General features: G+C 35.0%; 16 protein-coding genes and 1 tRNA gene. 9 read left to right on the top strand and 8 right to left on the bottom strand.

Features of this window, described 5'->3' with window-relative positions; translation table 11 throughout:
* Nucleotides 1–11 precede the first annotated feature (11 nt).
* From H510_RS0108260 to kdpA, 4 genes are all read left to right on the top strand, one after another.
* Nucleotides 12–884 carry a PorP/SprF family type IX secretion system membrane protein gene (locus tag H510_RS0108260; RefSeq protein ID WP_081659234.1) on the top strand — a complete coding sequence of 291 codons (873 nt, stop codon included), beginning with the start codon at nucleotides 12–14 and terminating at the stop codon, nucleotides 882–884.
* A 376-nt stretch (nucleotides 885–1,260) separates the two neighbouring features.
* Nucleotides 1,261–2,589 carry a sigma-54-dependent transcriptional regulator gene (locus H510_RS0108255; protein ID WP_026903891.1) on the top strand — a complete coding sequence of 443 codons (1,329 nt, stop codon included), beginning with the start codon at nucleotides 1,261–1,263 and terminating at the stop codon, nucleotides 2,587–2,589.
* Between the two features lie 446 nt (nucleotides 2,590–3,035).
* Nucleotides 3,036–3,113 (top strand): K(+)-transporting ATPase subunit F, encoded by a 78-nt coding sequence (gene kdpF, locus H510_RS20680; RefSeq protein WP_081659238.1) that lies wholly within the window; start codon nucleotides 3,036–3,038, stop codon nucleotides 3,111–3,113.
* A gap of 9 nt (nucleotides 3,114–3,122) precedes the next feature.
* Nucleotides 3,123–4,850, top strand: coding sequence for a potassium-transporting ATPase subunit KdpA (gene kdpA, locus H510_RS0108240; protein ID WP_026903889.1), 1,728 nt, complete (start codon nucleotides 3,123–3,125; stop codon nucleotides 4,848–4,850).
* 215 nt (nucleotides 4,851–5,065) lie between these two features.
* On the opposite strand, the gene H510_RS0108235 is transcribed toward kdpA, so the two are convergent.
* Entirely contained in the window at nucleotides 5,066–5,440 is a 375-nt protein-coding gene (locus H510_RS0108235) for a four helix bundle protein (RefSeq protein ID WP_026903888.1), read from the bottom strand.
* Between the two features lie 155 nt (nucleotides 5,441–5,595).
* On the opposite strand from H510_RS0108235, the gene kdpB reads away from it, so the two are divergent.
* Nucleotides 5,596–7,635, top strand: a complete 2,040-nt coding sequence (gene kdpB, locus H510_RS0108230; protein ID WP_026903887.1) for a potassium-transporting ATPase subunit KdpB — start codon at nucleotides 5,596–5,598, stop codon at nucleotides 7,633–7,635.
* Here kdpB and H510_RS0108225 read toward each other — a convergent pair.
* On the bottom strand, nucleotides 7,624–7,890 hold the full coding sequence (locus tag H510_RS0108225) for a Txe/YoeB family addiction module toxin (RefSeq protein ID WP_026903886.1): 267 nt from the start codon (nucleotides 7,888–7,890) through the stop codon (nucleotides 7,624–7,626). The genes kdpB and H510_RS0108225 overlap by 12 nt on opposite strands.
* Nucleotides 7,887–8,144: a hypothetical protein gene (locus H510_RS0108220; RefSeq protein ID WP_026903885.1), complete on the bottom strand. Its 258-nt coding sequence runs from the start codon at nucleotides 8,142–8,144 to the stop codon at nucleotides 7,887–7,889. The genes H510_RS0108225 and H510_RS0108220 overlap by 4 nt, the downstream gene beginning before the upstream one ends.
* 37 nt (nucleotides 8,145–8,181) lie before the next feature.
* On the opposite strand from H510_RS0108220, the gene H510_RS0108215 reads away from it, so the two are divergent.
* From H510_RS0108215 to H510_RS0108200, 4 genes are read left to right on the top strand one after another with little or no spacing between them, the layout of a single operon-like run.
* Nucleotides 8,182–8,748, top strand: coding sequence for a K(+)-transporting ATPase subunit C (locus H510_RS0108215; protein ID WP_026903884.1), 567 nt, complete (start codon nucleotides 8,182–8,184; stop codon nucleotides 8,746–8,748).
* A gap of 30 nt (nucleotides 8,749–8,778) precedes the next feature.
* Complete coding sequence (locus H510_RS0108210) at nucleotides 8,779–9,852, top strand: porin (RefSeq protein WP_026903883.1); 1,074 nt, start codon at nucleotides 8,779–8,781, stop codon at nucleotides 9,850–9,852.
* A 12-nt stretch (nucleotides 9,853–9,864) separates the two neighbouring features.
* Nucleotides 9,865–10,977, top strand: a complete 1,113-nt coding sequence (locus H510_RS0108205) for a histidine kinase (protein WP_036692323.1) — start codon at nucleotides 9,865–9,867, stop codon at nucleotides 10,975–10,977.
* A 4-nt stretch (nucleotides 10,978–10,981) separates the two neighbouring features.
* Nucleotides 10,982–12,718 carry a sensor histidine kinase gene (locus H510_RS0108200; protein ID WP_026903881.1) on the top strand — a complete coding sequence of 579 codons (1,737 nt, stop codon included), beginning with the start codon at nucleotides 10,982–10,984 and terminating at the stop codon, nucleotides 12,716–12,718.
* Nucleotides 12,719–12,812: 94 nt separating this feature from the next.
* Here the strand turns inward: H510_RS0108200 and H510_RS18505 are convergent, their stop codons facing one another.
* From H510_RS18505 to H510_RS0108165, 5 genes are all read right to left on the bottom strand, one after another.
* Nucleotides 12,813–13,808, bottom strand: coding sequence for an alkaline phosphatase D family protein (locus tag H510_RS18505; RefSeq protein ID WP_081659233.1), 996 nt, complete (start codon nucleotides 13,806–13,808; stop codon nucleotides 12,813–12,815).
* Nucleotides 13,809–14,565: 757 nt separating this feature from the next.
* A tRNA-Asp gene (locus H510_RS0108185) sits at nucleotides 14,566–14,639 on the bottom strand.
* A 73-nt stretch (nucleotides 14,640–14,712) separates the two neighbouring features.
* On the bottom strand, nucleotides 14,713–15,786 hold the full coding sequence (gene prfA, locus H510_RS0108180; RefSeq protein WP_026903880.1) for a peptide chain release factor 1: 1,074 nt from the start codon (nucleotides 15,784–15,786) through the stop codon (nucleotides 14,713–14,715).
* 150 nt (nucleotides 15,787–15,936) lie between these two features.
* Entirely contained in the window at nucleotides 15,937–16,755 is an 819-nt protein-coding gene (locus H510_RS0108170) for a hypothetical protein (protein ID WP_245584807.1), read from the bottom strand.
* Nucleotides 16,745–17,518, bottom strand: a complete 774-nt coding sequence (locus H510_RS0108165; protein WP_026903878.1) for a UDP-2,3-diacylglucosamine diphosphatase — start codon at nucleotides 17,516–17,518, stop codon at nucleotides 16,745–16,747. Before H510_RS0108165 ends, H510_RS0108170 begins: the two co-directional genes overlap by 11 nt.
* Nucleotides 17,519–17,573 lie beyond the last annotated feature (55 nt).

The following is a 17,573-nucleotide window of genomic DNA, read 5'->3' as shown; positions in this document are numbered from 1 at the left end:
AGGACAATAACATGAGAAAATATATAAAAACCATCTTGTTAATGATAGCCGTACTAATGGGCGAAAAAGTATCGGCACAAATAAGCCCTATGAAAAGTCAGTATTACCAAAATCCGTATTTAGTAAATGCGGCTATGGCAGGCTATAACGGAAAGTTAAATGTATTTGCTAATTATAGCGACCAATGGAATAAAATAGATGGCGCACCAGTGTTGATGTCCTTTTCAGGCTCAGGAAGAATAACGGAAAAAGCTGCAATAGGCTTTAATTATATGAGTGATAAGGCAGGGTTACTAAGAAGAAGCCAAGCAATGGGTAGTTATGCTTATAAAGTTAACTTAAGCGGTGAAGAGAGCTTAAGATTTGGCGTATCATTAAGTTGGGCACAAAACCGATTTGACCAAGGTGACGCAACTTCTAATGGGAACCTAGACCCTGCGTTTGCTGCTTACAATAACCAAAGGAGTTATTTAGATGGAAATTTTGGTGTGGCTTATATAGGCAAAAAAATAGAGGCTCAGTTTAGCTATCTTAATTTAAATAACAAACGTCAGAATCAGTTTTCATCAGTAAATTATGCTACATTTTATAGTGCTTTAAGTTATAAAATAGACTTAGTAAATGATGGTAGTTTAATGCTAAAACCATTGATTGCATACCGAGGCGTAAAAGGATTTGAAAACCAATGGGATGTAGCCACAGAACTAAGTATAGAGCAGTTGAAAGTATATACCATGTATCATAGCAATAAGACATTTACAGGCGGTTTTGGTTTCTTACATCAGAAGAAGTTACTCTTGTCTATCATGTATAGTACAGAGCCGCAAGGCTTACAAGGCCTAACCGGTGGGCAGTTTGATTTGGTTCTGGGATATCAGTTTTAAGAATGAGCTAACGCATAAATTTACAAGCAGAAAAAAGTTATCCTACTTAAATCCATTTTAAACGAAGTATAAGGCTGTATCAAACTCATGTTCTTATTAGTAATGCATAAATCAAAGGTACTTTTTAAGTATATTAACTTTACCACAGCCAATATATTGGCAATTAACATGAAAAATTTTGATACAGCCTTATTATATAATAACCTGATGATAAGCAGGTAAATTTTAAACTATTACATTAGCCTAAAAAAATGATAACTTCTTTCTTACATAGGACTATGCTTTAACCCAAAGCAATACGTATAGTCACTTATTCATACTATCTTGTAAAAAAGAAATAAACAATACCTTTACATCATAATATAAGCGTCATATTTTGAGAAAAGTATTACTGATAGATGATGAAGATAAACTAAGAACTCTGATGGCCAGAATTATTACACTGGAGGGTTTTGAAGTTATACAAGCCGCAGATTGTAAAACTGCATTAAAGAAGCTTGAACAGTACGATGTAGATATCATATTATGCGATGTAAAACTACCAGATGGTAATGGGGTTACATTTGTAAAAAAAATAAAAGAGCAATATCCCATACCTGAAGTTATCCTTTTAACTGCCTATGGAAATATTTCTGATGGTGTACAAGCTATAAAGAATGGAGCTTTTGACTATATCATTAAAGGAGATGATAATGATAAAATTATCCCTTTGATAGCCAAAGCAATGGAAAAATCTTTATTACAGAGGAGAGTTCTGGAATTGGAAGCTAAAATAGCTGGTAAGTTTAGTTTTAAATCTATCATTGGTAAATCTGATGCCATAAAAGAAGTGATAAACTTGGCCGAAAAAGTAGCTAAAACTGATACAACTGTTTTACTTTTAGGAGAAACTGGTTCTGGGAAAGAGGTTTTTGCCAATGCCATTCATTACGAAAGCAAAAGAGCAAATAAAAAATTTGTAGCTATCAATTGTAGTGCATTATCAAAAGAATTATTAGAAAGCGAATTATTTGGGCATAAAGCAGGCGCATTTACCGGGGCATTAAAAGATAAAAAAGGCTTGTTTGAAGAAGCTCATTTAGGTACTTTATTTTTAGATGAGATTGGCGAACTTGATATTGATTTACAAGCCAAATTATTACGTGTTTTAGAAACCGGTACTTTTATAAAAGTAGGTGCTACTGAAACCATAAAAGTAGATGTAAGAATTATTGCTGCCACCAATAGAAATTTACAAAAAGAAGCGGAAGAAAACAGGTTTAGATTAGATCTTTTTTATCGACTATCGGTTTTTTCTATAGCCATTCCATCCTTAAACCAAAGAAAAGAAGATATTGAATTATTGGCTGATTTTTACCTCAAAGAATTTGCTGCTAAAATCAATCAAGGAGTGAAAAAAATATCTCCAGATTTTTTAAAAGAGTTGAAAGCTCACCAATGGAAAGGGAATGTCAGAGAATTAAAAAATATGATAGAAAGAGCGGTTATTTTAGCTTCCGCTGATGAGTTAGACAGCTCTTTGCTTCCCTGGGAGTTTAATAAATCAGATTTAAATCTTAATGCTTTTGATTTGCAAACCATCGAAAAACAGCACATCCTTAAAGTTTTACATCATACCAGTCAAAATAAAACCGAGGCCGCTAGGCTACTCAATATTGGTTTAACTACCCTTTATCGCAAGCTGGAAGAATACGGTTTAAAATAAGCTTACACGATATTATTTTTAATCAGCTTTTGATTTATCAATAAGCTGTATGGTTATCATCCTTTCCCCAAAGCCTACCAATTTGAAAATGTACCCTTCCATTTTGATAGGCTTTTATAATTCGTATGATGAGTGCTTTTTGTTAAAAGCACTGATAATCAGCCTATTGATTTTATTCTTTTCCTAATTTTTATCAGGGTATTTGTTTTGGTATGGGTTATCAAAATTAATATCACAAATATGGAAAAATCAAATCATTACAAACCCACACCATACCAAGTATTTATGGGTTTAATGCTGAGCTTAGCTGTTATCTCTATCCTTTCAAACATCTTTTTAAAATCTTAATCATGCTTATACTCATCTTATTGCTAACTCTTTTATTACTCTGCTGGCTTGCATTTAAATGTATAAGCTGGTTCGAGAAAATTTAACCCCCCAAAACAATGATTTATTTATTAATTATATCCATAGCAGTTTTCATTTACATGGTTTATGTACTGCTAAAGCCCGAAAAATTTTAACCCTTCATCATGAATACTGAATTACTTGGAATTATAGCTTCATTTGCCATCACCTTGGTAATTGCTGTACCACTTGGAAAATACCTGGCAAATGTATTTGCTGGAGAAAAAACTTGGACAGACTTTTTAAAACCCTTTGAAAGCATCATTTATAAGCTATCTGGCATCAATCCTAAAGAGCAAATGACCTGGAAGCAACATTTAAAAGCCATGTTAACCATTAATTCTGTTTGGTTAGTTTATGGTTTTTTTGTTTTGATGTATCAAGATAAATTACCACTAAACCCTGATGGAAACGCAGGGATGAGTCCTGATTTATCATTCAATACCATCATCAGTTTCGTCGTAAACTGTAATTTACAGCACTACTCGGGCGAATCTGGCTTAACATATTTTACCCAACAATTTGTAATCATGTTTTTGCATTTTACAAGTGCAGCTACAGGTATTGCAGCAGCAGTAGTGTTCTTTAAAGCATTTAGAGATAAAACCACTACTACCCTAGGTAATTTTTGGGAGTTTTTTGTGAAATCAATAACCAGATTATTACTTCCACTTTCTTTAATTGTAGGTTTAATATTAGCTTTTAATGGTACACCAACCAGTTATGAAGGAAAAGATCAATTCATTTCTTTGCAAGGAGATACGGTAAATGTATCAAGAGGGCCTGCTGCTGGAATGATTGCTGTAAAACATTTAGGAACAAACGGAGGAGGGTGGTTTGGTGTAAATTCTGCGCATCCGCTAGAAAACCCAAGTTATTTAACCAATATGGTTGAGGTGATTTCTCAAATGATTATTCCTATAGCTATGGTTTTAGCTTTTGGATATTTTATCAGAAAGAGAAAATTTGCCTGGACCATTTTTGGGGTGATGACCATTGGGATGTTTATGCTCCTGATACCAACCATTATGAGTGAATTGGGGGGTAATCCTGCCATAGAAAAATTAGGAATTAGCCAAACCATAGGAGCCATGGAAGGCAAAGAAGTAAGGTTTGGGCCAGCAGCATCAGCCTATTGGAGTACTGTTACCACGATTATATCTACCGGATCAGTTAATTCTATGCATGATAGTGGAATGCCTTTATCAGGATTATGGCAATTACTTGGAATGATGATTAATTCATTTTATGGAGGTTGCGGAGTAGGTATTTTAAACTACTTTATTTATCTCATTATAGCTGTATTCATTTCTGGATTAATGGTGGGTAGAACACCAGAGTTTCTTGGACATAAAGTAGAAGCCCGAGAAGTGAAAATTGCAGCCATCATCACATTATTAAGTCCGTTATTGATTTTAGCAGGTACAGCAATAGCCAGTTTTGTTTTTGGAAGCTATGGCGATGCCGATTGGGCCGTTAAACCAGCAAATTGGTTGAATAATCCAAGTTTCCACGGCTTTTCAGAAATGTTATATGAAATGACTTCTTCAAATGCCAATAACGGTTCTGGTTTTGAAGGTTTGGGCGATAATAATATTTTCTGGAATATCTCAACAGGCATAGTTTTATTCCTTGGCCGTTTCTTACCTATCATTGGTCCAATAGCCATTGCAGGTTTATTAGGTGCCAAGAAATATATTCCAGCATCGGCAGGTACGCTAAAAACAGATACCAAAACTTTCGCTTTAATGACATTTGCAGTCATTCTAGTTTTAAACGCACTTTCCTATTTTCCTGCTTTGGCATTGGGTCCTTTGGCAGAGTACTTTACTATGATTGGATTAAGGGAATAGAATAAGGGGGAATAGAACATGGGGAATAGGGAATAGAACATGAGGAATAGGGAATAGAATGGAGGGAATAGAATAAGGGGAATAGAACATGGGGAATAGGGAGTAGGGAATAGAATAGAGGGAATAGATAATAGATTGAAGAAAATGAGAATTATTGATTATAGTATGATAAAATTAAAAGAAGAGACTATTTCATGCTCTCTATTTTCAATCTCCTATTTGCTTACAGCCATGATTCTTTTTTTAACAGTATTGATAAAACCTAAAAGTAACTTATATATGGAGTCTAAATCTTTTAATACGATTTCGCAATCATCATTACTTATAAATCCAAGCTCTTTGGATAACAATAACAATGTATCTAACTCGCTAGCAGAACCAAGAGATATGTATAAAAATTGTAGCAGCTCTTTATCAGATCTTCTGGCAGAACCTTCCGCTATATTAACTGGAACAGAAGTGCAGGCCCTTCTAATTTGTGAGGTAAGTCCAAATTTTTCTTCAGTTGGAAAAGCAGAAGTAAGGGCATATAATTTTTTAACAAGAGAAAAACTTTGCTTCCATACTTCTAAATTTTGGTGTGGTTTCACAAACTAGCTTATTAATTTAAAATCTTAATATACATAAAAATAGGAATAGACTTTAAGGAATTTAAATAGAAGGGGGGTAAATGCGAAAATGGTCTCTATTCTCTATCTCTCCATATAAAAGTATCTATTTCCTATTCTCACTAATACTATAAAAAATGAAATCTCAATCCAATAAATTATTCGAGCCAGCATTGGTTCAAACTGCACTAAAACAATCTTTTGTAAAATTAGATCCAAGGGTAATGATTAAAAACCCGGTGATGTTTACTGTAGAGATTGGTACTTTGGTAATGGCTTATGTTACTTTTTATTCTATCAGTAATACTGGTCAAGGTTCAGCATTATATAACTTTTTCATCTTTTTAGTGCTATTCCTTACGCTTTTGTTTGCAAATTTTGCAGAGGCTATTGCCGAAGCAAGAGGAAAAGCACAAGCAGATAGTTTACGAAAAACCAGAGAAGAAACTCCTGCTAAATTAATTTTAGCAGATGGAACCATCAAACAAGTTTCTTCAAGTCAAATAAAAAAGGGTGATATTTTTATTTGTGAAACAGGAGATACCATCCCAACAGACGGAGAAATTGTTGAAGGTATTGCGACCATAGATGAATCAGCAATTACTGGAGAATCGGCACCAGTTATCAGAGAAGCTGGTGGTGATAAATCATCAGTAACTGGAGGTACAAAAGTACTTTCTGATGAAATTAAAGTCATGGTAAGTACTTCGCTAGGCGAAAGCTTTTTAGATAAAATGATTGCTTTGGTAGAAGGTGCTTCTCGTCAAAAAACACCTAATGAAATTGCTTTAACCATTTTATTAGCAAGTTTTACATTGGTTTTCATCATTGTTTGTATCACTTTAAAACCATTTGCTGATTATGCAAATACGCCAATTACCATCGCGGCTTTAATCTCTCTTTTTGTTTGTTTAATCCCTACAACCATTGGTGGTTTACTTTCTGCAATTGGTATAGCAGGTATGGACAGGGCTTTAAGAGCTAATGTGATTACTAAATCTGGAAAGGCGGTTGAGACTGCTGGTGATATTGATGTTTTATTGTTAGATAAAACGGGCACCATCACCATAGGTAACAGAAAGGCAACACAATTTTATCCTTCTAAAGGAATACCAAGAGAAGTTTTTATAAAGCTTTGTTTATTAAGTTCAATCCCCGATGATACACCAGAAGGGAAATCAATCGTAGAGTTGGCCAATCAGCTTTTACCCATTGGCGCTGTTTCATCATCAGAAAAGGAAGGGATGGATTTTATCAAATTTACTGCAGAAACAAGGTCTAGCGGTGTTAAACTAAGCAACGGAAATCAAATTCTTAAAGGTGCTTCTGATGCTATGAGAAATATCACACAAAAAGCTGGCTTTAATTTCCCCGAAGATACCGCTGAAGAAGTAAAGAAAATATCTTCAAACGGAGGAACACCTTTAGTAGTGACTGAAAACGCAGTGGTAATGGGTGTAATAGAATTGCAAGACATCATCAAACCAGGTATCAGCGAGCGCTTTGAGCGCTTACGAAAAATGGGCGTTAAAACCGTAATGGTTACTGGGGATAATCCACTTACAGCTAAGTTTATAGCAGAAAAAGCAGGTGTTGATGATTTTATCGCGGAAGCAAAGCCAGAAGATAAAATGAACTATATTAAAGCAGAGCAACAACAAGGAAAATTAGTGGCTATGATGGGAGATGGAACAAATGATGCGCCTGCTTTGGCTCAGGCCGATGTTGGTGTTGCCATGAATAGTGGAACACAAGCCGCTAAAGAAGCCGGTAATATGGTTGATTTAGATAACGACCCTACTAAACTGATTGAAATTGTTGAAATTGGAAAGCAGCTATTAATTACCAGAGGTACATTAACTACATTTTCTATTGCTAACGATGTTGCTAAATACTTTGCTATCGTTCCTGCACTTTTCATAGCCTCTATTCCGGCTTTACAAAGCTTAAACATCATGGGGTTAAACAGTCCAGAGAGCGCAATCCTATCGGCAGTAATTTTTAATGCCATCATTATTCCAATTCTAATTCCTTTAGCATTAAAAGGAGTTGCTTATAAACCCATAGGGGCAACTGCTTTATTACGTCAAAACCTTTTGATATATGGTATTGGAGGAGTTGTTGCGCCATTTATAGGTATCAAATTAATTGATTTAGTAGTTGGTTTATTTATCTGAATGACCTTTACAGCTTATAATTTCAATAGTTCCATCAGAGGAAATTCTGTAAACCAAACGATGTTTATCGTCAATCCTTCTAGACCAGCATCCTTTAAGGTTATGTTTCATGGCTTCTGGTTTTCCTATACCAGTAAATGGCGTTCTACTAATGTCTTTAAGCAAGTCGTAGATTTTAAGAAATTTTTGGCGGTCGTAAACGCCCCAATCGGTAAATTGTTCAAGGGCATCAGGTTCAAATTTAAACTTTATCAATGTTTTAAATTTGAGATAACCAATTCGTTTAATTCCTCCTCAGTATATGTTACTCCTTGGCCTTTATCAAGGTTAGAAATGGCTTTAGCTAAACGAGTAAAATATTCTTCTTTAGTTTCTTGTTGGTTTAAATCAAAATCTGTTGCGCTTGATATTGTTAGATTAATCTCTCTATCATCTTTAAACAAGCTTTTAATTGAATTTAAAAGGTTTTCATCCAATTCTGAAAGTTTAAGTCTAAACGTCGTTTCCATATTTAAAAGTTTATATCAAATATAATTATTAAAAATCATGAAAAAGTACATTTTACAATCTATACGCCTAACATTAGTTTTAATGGTGCTGCTATGCATCCTCTATCCTTTAACATTAGCGTTTGCTGGTAAATTTAGTAAAGGAGAAGGCAGCGGAGAAAAAGTAACTAAAAACGGAAAGACCGTTGGTTATGCTTTAATCGGTCAGTCTTTTACCAATCCAGAATATTTTTGGGGGCGTCCATCAGCAGTAGGTTATAACGCAGCAGGTTCTGGAGGTTCTAACAAAGGCCCATCAAACCCTGATTATTTGCAACAAGTATCTGATAGGGTAGATACACTTTTGAAATATCATCCTTATCTAAAAAAATCCCAAATCCCATCAGATATGGTAACTGCTTCAGGAAGTGGTTTAGACCCAAATATCTCTCTAGAAGGAGCTAAAATTCAAATTAAAAGAGTAGCAGAATATCGCAAACTCGACAAGAAACAAGTGGAAAAACTGGTTGAAGAAAATACTGAAAAACCTTTATTAGGCTTATTTGGACCTTCGGCACTTAATGTTTTAAAGTTGAATTTGGCTTTAGACGAATTAAAAAGATAGATGTTTTTCCTTTTTAATAATTATACAAGCATGAAAACAAAAATTTTATCATTGGCTTTGATCTTAATAGTTGTAACTCTACTAAAAGCGCAAGAACCTATCAAAATAAATATTAGTGGATATTTAGAGACCTATTACGTTTATGATTTTAACAAGCCAACTAGTAATAACAGACCAAATTTTATCTATTCGCACAACAGACACAATGAAGTAAACCTAAATTTAGGATTTCTAAAAGCCAATTACAGCAGTGAAATGCTAAGAGGAAATCTGGCTTTAATGGCAGGAACTTATACCAATGCCAATTTAGCAGCAGAATCAGGAGTTTTAAAAAACATTTTTGAGGCTAATGTAGGTGTCAAAATAAGTAAAACTCAAAATATTTGGTTTGATGCAGGAATTTTTCCCTCTCATATAGGTTTTGAGAGCGCTATCAGTAAAGACTGCTGGGTGTTAACCAGAAATATAGTTTCTGAAAACACACCTTATTATGAAGCTGGGGCAAAATTATCTTATGCTACGGCCAATAATAAGTTTGCTGCAACCTTACTTTATTTAAATGGATGGCAAAAAATCATGCGACAAGATGGTAACAGTAAGCCAGCCGGTGGATTACAGCTTACCTATAAACCAAATTCAAGTTTAACTTTTAACTACAGTAATTATTATGGTACCGAAGGTGTGGATGAAGTTAGTGTGCATCGATTTTATCATAACTTTTATGCAATTGCACAACTAACGGATGTATTAGGGCTAACAGCAGGGTTTGATTACGGAACGCAGCAAAAGCTAAGCGGTCAATCTGATAAGAGTGAGATTTTTGCTCCAGTTTTGATTGCTCAATACAAGTTTCAACCCAAATGGGCTGTAGCAGGAAGAGTAGAGTTTTATAAAGATAGCGATGGCATCATCATCAATACAGGTACGCCAAATGGTTTTAGCACAACCGGTTATTCAATAAATATTGATTATGCTCCGGTAAGTAATGCAACGTTTAGAATAGAAGGCAAAACTTATGATAGCAAAGACCAAATCTTTATTAGAAATAACAATGCTGTAAATTACAATACCAGTTTAACTGCAAGTTTGGCCTTGTCTTTTTAATTTAAAATTGAGATGCAACAAGTTTCTGATTTTCTCGAATTAGTAAAATCAAATAGAAGAGGTAAGTTTAAAGTTTATATAGGCATGAGTGCCGGTGTAGGCAAAACTTATAAAATGTTGCAAGAAGCACATGCGCTTTTAGCAAATGGTATTGATGTAAAAATAGCTTTTATTGAAACGCATTTAAGAAAAGAGACGCATGCGCTTTTAGAAGGTTTGCCCATTATAACCCGCAGAAAATTATTTTATAAAGGTAAAGAATTAGAAGAACTAGATGTACAAGCAGTTATTAATTTGCATCCAGAGGTAGTTATTATTGATGAACTGGCACACACGAATATAGAAGGTAGCAAAAACGAAAAACGCTGGCAAGATGTGCTGGATATTTTAAATGCTGGTATCAATGTGATATCAGCTGTAAATATCCAGCATTTAGAAAGTTTAAATGAAGATGTCAAAGCTATCACCGGTATTGAGGTGCAAGAAAGAGTGCCAGATAAGGTGTTGCAAATGGCAGATGAGGTAGTTAATATTGATTTAACAGCTGATGAATTGATTGACAGACTAAAAACAGGTAAGATTTATACTTTGGACAAAGTACCTTTAGCCCTGAGGAATTTTTTCCAAATCGAGAAAATATTACAATTAAGAGAATTGGCTCTAAGGGAAGTTTCTAATCAGCTAGAAAGAAAAATTCAAACAGAAGTTCCTAAGCAAGTACAATTAAGGCAAGAATACTTTTTAGCTTGCATCAGTTCACATCCAAATAGTGCAAAAAACATCATTAGAAAAACAGCAAGGTTAGCCTCTTATTATCATGCTAAATGGATGGTTTTATATGTTCAAATCCCATCAGAAGCGGCTGATAAAATAAAATTAGCCAGTCAAAGACACTTAATAAATCATTTAAAGCTAGCTACAGAAATGGGTGCAGAAGTTGTCAGAAAAAAAAATGTTGATATTGTTGAAGCCATCATGGAGTTGGTTCTTGAAAAACAAATTACAACCATTTGCATCGGTAAACCTAAAAGTACTAGTCTGCTTAATCTTTTCAAACCAAATCTTTTCGAAAAACTTTCTAAACGCTTAACAAATACAGATATTGACCTGATTATTTTATCTTGATGAAATGAAAATAAAAACCAAACTTCGTTTAGGCTTTAGCTTACTTTTTATCATTATTCTGATACTTGGAGCACTATCAGCTTATTATTTAAACAAGCTATCTGCTGAAGCAAAACTGGTTCTTAAAGATAATTACGAGACCCTAGAATATACCCGATTGATGTTGTACGAATTAGATAAGTCTGATTTTGGTAGCTCATTAAATAACTTTGAAAGGCAACTTATTAAACAGGAAAGCAACCTAACAGAGCCGGGAGAACAGGTTTTAACCGCAAAGGTAAGACATCACTTAGAACAGTTAAAGGCTACTAAGGACACCCTAAACATAGCTAAACATCAACAACAAATTAGAGCTAGCTTGAACAAAATCATGGACTTAAATTTAAAGGCCATCATCTTTAAAAATGAACTAGCAAACAAAACAGCGCATAGTGCCAATTTATTTCTAATTTTTTGGGGAGGTATCTGTTTATTAATCACTTTTAGTTTTATCGTTAATTTCCCAGGTTATATTGCAAATCCCATTAAATTATTAACAGAAGGAATAAAAGAAATTGAAGCAAAAAATTATAACAAGCGTTTAAGCTTTACTTCTAAAGACGAGTTTGGCGAGTTAGCTCAGGCTTTTAATAGTATGGCTCAAAAGCTTCATGATTTTGAAAACTCTAATTTGGCAAAAATTCTTTTTGAGAAAAAAAGGATAGAGGCCATCATTAACAGCATGAATGATGGTGTAATCGGGTTAGACGAGCATCAGCATATTTTATTTGTTAACCCTGTAGCTCTTAAACTCTTTGGTTTAAACGAAAATGACCTCGTAGGTAAATTTGCGCCCGATGTTGCATTAAAGAACGATTTATTAAAAAACTTGCTTAACAATCATGTAAACCATGAACTGAAAATTTATGCCGATGCAAAAGAAAGTTATTTTAAAAAGGAAGCTTTAAATATTTTGGTTCCACAAAGTAATTTATATCCCGAAAAAAATATCAACTACGCTTTTACAAATATTGGTTCTGTTTATATTTTGAAGAATATTACCGCTTTCCACGAGCTGGATGAAGCTAAAACCAATTTCATAGCAACCATCTCTCATGAGTTAAAAACACCCATTTCTTCTATCAAAATGAGTACGCAACTTTTGAAAAATAAACAAATGGGGGATCTAAATCCAGAGCAAAATGATTTGATTGAAAGTATACAAGATGACACACATCGTTTATTGAAAATTACGAGCGAGTTATTAAACATGGCACAATTAGAAAGTGGTCATATACAGTTAAATATATTACCTGCTAGCCCTATAGAAATTTTAGATTATGCTATCCAAGCAACTAAAACACAAGCAGAGCAAAAACAAATAAAATTTGAAATCAATTATTCTGATACGGTGTCTAAAGTTTTAGCGGATAAAGAAAAAACAGCATGGGTAATCACCAATTTGATAGCCAATGCCATCAGGTACTCTCATGAGCAATCTGTTATTAATGTTAAAATGTTAGAAACCACAAAAGAAGTAAAAATAATTATTAAGGACCAAGGGCAAGGCATAGCCCCCCAATACCTAGATAAAATTTTTGAACGCTATTTTAGAGTTCCAGGCACCCAAAAAGAAGGTACCGGATTAGGACTTGCCATCAGTAAAGATTTTATTGAAGCCCAAGGAGGTAATATCAGCGTTGATAGTGAATTTGGGGTAGGTAGTGTTTTTACATTAACACTTATAAAATCGTTTTCATAGTATTGAGGAAAAGCTTGTTGAGATAATCACTATTATTAAACCTTTGTAACTTAAATCCAAGCAATGCGCTTATCATAAAGATTTAAAGTGCGAATCAGAATTCCACTACCTCTTTATGATAAACAGGTGTTTCAAGGCCTTTTAAAGACATCGTTACCTCAAGCTTTTTGCCCTTGTCTTTAAATTCTAACAGTCCATAATTCTTTTGGTTAACCAATGGTCCTACACGGTATGGGTTATGCTCTGCTTTAATATGTGATGCAGGATTTGTAAGTCCACTGGAAGTAATATCGTAAAGTGGGAAGTTTAAACCTATAATTTGTGTTTTGGAAAACTCTCCAATATGCCTATCTCCACTTAGTAAAATCACGCCTTTAGGTTTGGTTTTTACCAACAAATCCATCAATCTTTTTTTAGCAGTAGGGAAATTGGCCCATTTTTCATGTGGATGCTCCGCAGATAATACCTGTATACTAGAGCCAATCACATAAGCATCAGCATTGCTGCTTAACTGTTTTTCTAACCAAGTCCACTGCTCTTCTCCTAAAATATCTCCTTTAAAGTTGGGGATGTATCTTTTATCATTGTCTTGCATTAAAGTATCACGATGATATCGGCAGTCTAATAGTATTACTTTTACTTGTTTGTTTCCTACTTGATAATTATGAGACGAATAAATACCAGCTTGTTTACGAACTGGACTTTCTTTAGGTACGTTTAAAAAATCAAGGGCTAATTGCTGACTTTCTTGCTTACGAGGGTAGTTTATTCCAGCATCGTTGATTCCATAATCATGGTCATCCCAAGTACCAATGATAGGTACTTTAGCAGTAAACTTTTTATAATTAGGATTATCATTTTGTATTTGATATTTCTCTTTTAAAACCGATATGTCATGGCTATCGCCATAAATATTGTCTCCTAGCCATATCCATACATTGGGTTGGTCCTTTAAGATAACATCCCATAAGGGTTGTGGCAAGTTCTGACGATTACAAGAGCCAAAAGCAAATGTTTGACTTTTATGAGTTTGAGCTTTAACGCTGATTGCTATTGATACAACAAAAATTGCTGCTAAGAAATATTTCATTACGGTATTTTAAAGCTTGTTTAAACAAAAATAAAGTTTTGAAATTACTGTAAAGTTAAATGTACATTTATCTTATCGAAGAGAACGTTCATCTTCGGGAATATTCAGGAGAGATTGGTCTTGGTAATGCCCGTTTTCTGGATGGGTTTTTTGATGTTATTTTTGCGGAATGGATGAACTTAGACTTATCCCATATTTGCCTTTAAACCAATTTTTTGCGATTTTTTAGAGAAGATGCTCACCTTTTTTCTGCAACTATTTGTCTGCTATTGAAATAAATTTAGCACTCGATAAATTAAACTTTATCTCTCATACCTTCTAACATATTTTGCCACCAAGTGGTGGGTCGATTAGCTAATATTTGCTCAATCCAGAGTAATCATTTCAATTTCAGCTCCGGCTATTCCAGTTAGTCTTTCTGTTGCAAATTGCAAAGTTTGGCGATTCTCTTTGTTCATTTTTTTAATGTGTTCATGAATCATGAACAAACAAATTTAATGAACAAAAATTTAGCAAGCAAGTTATTTCATTATTGTTTGTATTTGTTTTTTATGAAGTTTTTGGTGAGTACCCAATCAAATAGATGCTTTCCGATCGCAGTTCAGAGGCGTAAGAAATGTCAAGTTCTTCCTCTTTAGACTAGCTAAAATATATGCTTAATGTCTCTCCCCAACTTTTACGCTTGATCCTTGATCCAGCTTATTTCAGGAAATGCTATAAAAACAAAAAACCTCTTAGATTTCTCTAAGAGGTTTCGCGGAATGGACGGGACTCGAACCCGCGACCTCCTGCGTGACAGGCAGGCATTCTAACCAGCTGAACTACCACTCCGTTTTTTCCGTTCTTATCGTTCGGGAGTGCAAATATAGATATTTCTATTGAAGTGCAAAATCTTTTTTTAAATTTATGCAATAGAGCCCTCTTTCAGTTTTTCAGCATTTTCTGCAAATTGCAGAGCATCAAGTATTTCCTGTATATCACCATCCATAATAGCTGGTAAATTATATAAAGTTAAACCTATTCTATGCTCCGTAACACGCCCTTGCGGGTAGTTATAAGTACGTATTTTGGCAGATCGGTCTCCGGTTGATACCATAGTTTTACGTGTGCTGGCAATAGCTTCATTATGTTTAGCCAACTCACGCTCGTACAATTTACTCCTCAGCATTTCCATAGCTCTAATACGGTTACCCAATTGCGAACGCTCTATCTGGCAAACCACCACAATACCCGATGGCTTGTGTGTTAGCTGTACTTTTGTTTCCACCTTGTTTACATTTTGTCCACCAGCACCACCAGATCTTGATGTTTGTAATTCCACATCCGCAGGGTTAATTTCCACATCAACCTCTTCAGCTTCTGGCAACACCGCTACTGATGCGGCAGAAGTATGTACCCTTCCCTGGGTTTCTGTATCCGGAACGCGTTGCACCCGGTGCACACCAGATTCGTATTTTAAAATTCCGTAAACATCCTCACCAATAACTTTAAAAATGACCTCTTTGTAACCACCATTGGTGCCCTCTGTAACCTCTAAAGTTTCGGTACGCCAGCCCCTGCCTTCGCAATAACGGGTATACATACGGTATAAATCGCCAGCAAAAATTGCAGCCTCATCACCACCAGTACCACCTCTAATCTCTACAATGGCATCTTTTTCATCTCCTGGGTCTTTAGGCACTAGCATCAACCTAATTTTAGCCTCCATTTCATCCTTTAAAGGCACCAAAGTATCCAACTCTTCTTTGGCCATCTCACGCAACTCCTGATCTTTCTCGTTCGCTAAAATATCGCGGTTAGCATCAATATTACTGATTACATTTTTGTACTTATAATACTCATCCACAATCAAACCCAACTCCTTATACTCACGGTTCAGCTGTGCAAAACGTTTCATGTCTTGCGTAACCTCTGGGTTGGTTAATTCCCGCTCCACATCATCTCGGCGGAGTTTTATAGCTTCTAATTTATCTAACATTTTTTTTGAAAATCAAATCCTGTAATACTTGGGTCTGGGTAGTCCGGCTATACGCTGCAACTCCTCGTTTTTCCAAGGCGCTAAACCCTACACACACTGTGGGGTTTCCGCTGCTATCCGGTTTAGTTAACGCAAAACAATGCATTAAACTCAGTTAGCATTTAAAGCCCACAAAGTTAAGCCTTTTTCATTTAATATGAAGAGTCGCTTTAAGCGGTAGCTAAAAGTGCCACCAGGTTTTGTAAGCGGTAGTTTTATTTCTTCCTTTTTAAAAGTCATGAAGTTATAACGCCATAGCTTATGGTCTTGCTGGTAAATCAGTTCATCGCCCTCTACCTCAAAAGCTCTAACAGGATTAATAACAGCGGTTTTGTAGTAATTACCAAACCTGTCAAATATCCTGACACCTTCGCCAGCATCGTTAATAAACACATATAAGTCTGTACTCAGCATAAAAACAGCATTCATATCAAAACCATTTCTCTGGTAAATATTGCCACTTTTAAGCTCATCTATAAAATTATTACTCAGTTTTTTAAGCTCTCGGTTCAGTTGGTCATAAATCCAAAAACCATTATTATTAGCTGATGCTACCAGCGCAATCTGCTGGTTGGGGTTATTGTTAAAAGAATAACTGCTAATCTCGCTTAAATTATTATTCAGTACCACAACTTGTTGGTAAGCCTGATAATATAAAATTACCCTTAAAGGGTCTGTAATATCAATTTGGTCTATATCACCAAAGCTATTGTTGGTATAATTCCATAAAAACTTACCATCAGGGTTAAACTTCATGAGCTCGTTAGCAGGCGTAACCAAGAATAAATTCCCCAAATTATCAACCCGAGCTATTTTAGCAAGGGTATCTATCTGCTTAATCAGTTTAAAACTTTGGGCATTACTTTTCCATGTCAGTATCAAAATACAGCAACAAAGTAACAGTAGTTTTAAAAGACTTTTATTTTTCATGATGCTTATTCCAATCAAGCAATTTAAGTTCCACACCGTCAAAAACAGCGTAATAAGAATAATTTACCCATTCGCCCAAATTGGTATACAGGGTTTCCTCATCCAATTTAAACTGAGTAGGAAAATGCCTGTGCCCCATAACTAAATGGTCAAAATTGCCATAATCATGCTTAAGTTGTTTATAAAAACTCTTAATAAAAGTTTCTTCATACTGCTGGGTAATATCGCCTTCTTTTTTGTAGGAGGCTAACCTGCTTTTGCTACTCCAGTAATTGGCAATACCAATGCCTAAGTTAGGATGCAAACGGGCAAAAAGCCATTGACACAATTCACTTCTAAAAATTTTCTTTAAAAACTTGTAGGATGCGTCACCAGGGCCTAGGCCATCTCCGTGGTGTAATAAAAACTTTTTACCATGGCGTTCTATCAAAAGCTCATCGTTAATGATTTCCATGCCAAATTCTTTCTTAAAATAATCAAATACCCACATATCGTGGTTGCCTTTAAAAAAGTATATTTTAGTGCCGGCATCGCTCAACTCGGCAAGCTTACCTTGTAACCTGATAAAGCCTTTAGGAACTGCAGTAGCATATTCAAACCAAAAATCAAAAACATCGCCCATTAAAAATAATTCCGCTGCATCGTGTTTGATGTGGTCTAGCCAGCTTACTATCCATGCTTCACGTTCTCGGCTAGAGGCATAGTTAGGCGCTCCTAAATGGAAATCAGAAGCAAAATAAAGTTTAGATTTTTGGGTTTCCATATATCAAAGGTTAAAAATATCAAATTATATTAAACCTTTAGCCATGCAACTTAAA

Source organism: Pedobacter glucosidilyticus DSM 23534 (assembly GCF_000425145.1).
Classification (GTDB): Bacteria; Bacteroidota; Bacteroidia; order Sphingobacteriales; family Sphingobacteriaceae; genus Pseudopedobacter; species Pseudopedobacter glucosidilyticus.
The sequence above is the reverse complement of the archived record's forward strand: the minus strand, read 5'-3'. Positions and strand labels throughout refer to the sequence as shown.

What these genes read in the sequence shown, in the direction of transcription:
- H510_RS0108220 (WP_026903885.1), bottom strand. Translation starts at nt 8,144, where the DNA reads ATGGAAACGACGTTTAGACTTAAACTTTCAGAATTGGATGAAAACCTT.
- H510_RS0108215 (WP_026903884.1), top strand. Translation starts at nt 8,182, where the DNA reads ATGAAAAAGTACATTTTACAATCTATACGCCTAACATTAGTTTTAATG.
- kdpF (WP_081659238.1), top strand. Translation starts at nt 3,036, where the DNA reads ATGATTTATTTATTAATTATATCCATAGCAGTTTTCATTTACATGGTT.
- H510_RS0108205 (WP_036692323.1), top strand. Translation starts at nt 9,865, where the DNA reads ATGCAACAAGTTTCTGATTTTCTCGAATTAGTAAAATCAAATAGAAGA.
- H510_RS0108210 (WP_026903883.1), top strand. Translation starts at nt 8,779, where the DNA reads ATGAAAACAAAAATTTTATCATTGGCTTTGATCTTAATAGTTGTAACT.
- H510_RS18505 (WP_081659233.1), bottom strand. Translation starts at nt 13,808, where the DNA reads ATGAAATATTTCTTAGCAGCAATTTTTGTTGTATCAATAGCAATCAGC.
- H510_RS0108170 (WP_245584807.1), bottom strand. Translation starts at nt 16,755, where the DNA reads ATGAAAAATAAAAGTCTTTTAAAACTACTGTTACTTTGTTGCTGTATT.
- prfA (WP_026903880.1), bottom strand. Translation starts at nt 15,786, where the DNA reads ATGTTAGATAAATTAGAAGCTATAAAACTCCGCCGAGATGATGTGGAG.
- H510_RS0108260 (WP_081659234.1), top strand. Translation starts at nt 12, where the DNA reads ATGAGAAAATATATAAAAACCATCTTGTTAATGATAGCCGTACTAATG.
- kdpA (WP_026903889.1), top strand. Translation starts at nt 3,123, where the DNA reads ATGAATACTGAATTACTTGGAATTATAGCTTCATTTGCCATCACCTTG.
- H510_RS0108200 (WP_026903881.1), top strand. Translation starts at nt 10,982, where the DNA reads ATGAAAATAAAAACCAAACTTCGTTTAGGCTTTAGCTTACTTTTTATC.
- kdpB (WP_026903887.1), top strand. Translation starts at nt 5,596, where the DNA reads ATGAAATCTCAATCCAATAAATTATTCGAGCCAGCATTGGTTCAAACT.
- H510_RS0108165 (WP_026903878.1), bottom strand. Translation starts at nt 17,518, where the DNA reads ATGGAAACCCAAAAATCTAAACTTTATTTTGCTTCTGATTTCCATTTA.